The sequence below is a fragment of the Marinobacter halodurans genome, from assembly GCF_004327985.1.
Lineage (GTDB): Bacteria > Pseudomonadota > Gammaproteobacteria > Pseudomonadales > Oleiphilaceae > Marinobacter_A > Marinobacter_A halodurans.
This window is the reverse complement of record NZ_SJDL01000188.1, coordinates 1-603: the sequence shown is the minus strand read 5'-3', so window position 1 is coordinate 603 and position 603 is coordinate 1. Positions and strand designations below refer to the sequence as shown.

Sequence of the window (603 nt, the reverse complement as noted above, 5' to 3'; positions counted from 1 at the left end):
ACTCTCCCTACCGCCGGCTCCAACAATTGGCGGCGGATCAGACGGACATTAATGACGATCACCTCGACCAGCTTCACCTGCAATCCCTGGCCTTACTCGAAAAGCAGGTCCAGCAGGCAAAGGCTGACAATCAGTCGGCGGAGCAAGACGCGAAGCATGCAGGTCAGGTTGGAAAACTGGTCAGCGATGTTCTGGGCAAATGGAGCGCCGCCTTGTTGGCCGTTGTTCGAAAACTCATCGAAGACGGCGAAGTCGACGCCGTACACGTGCCGCGCATCCTGCAGGGTGCCGCATCCCTCTCAGCAATCAGCGAGCCCAACCTGGAAGGGATCGACGTCATGCGCCGTGGCGACGTGGACTTGAGCCGCCAGACGGTTATTGGCGTCTACGGCGAGGGTATCCAATACGGGCTGACCGACCTCGATCGCGCTAACTTGCTGAAACGGGGGCATGAATACCTTTACGCCAACCTGCTCAACGAAAGCGGCGAGGTTACCGGTTCCACCAGTACTCGGCAGGCCGCCGAAGCGATTGAGGAAGGGATCAAGCAGGTGTCGATGGACGCCTGGGTGTTTGCTGTTCCTTCGGGTCACCCTGAGGCGC

At 59.4% G+C, this 603-nt stretch carries 1 protein-coding gene; it reads left to right on the top strand.

Translation table 11 applies throughout. The features are described 5' to 3' along the window. The coding region (locus EZI54_RS24755; RefSeq protein ID WP_165495879.1) for a hypothetical protein at positions 1-603 on the top strand (603 nt) is incomplete at both ends.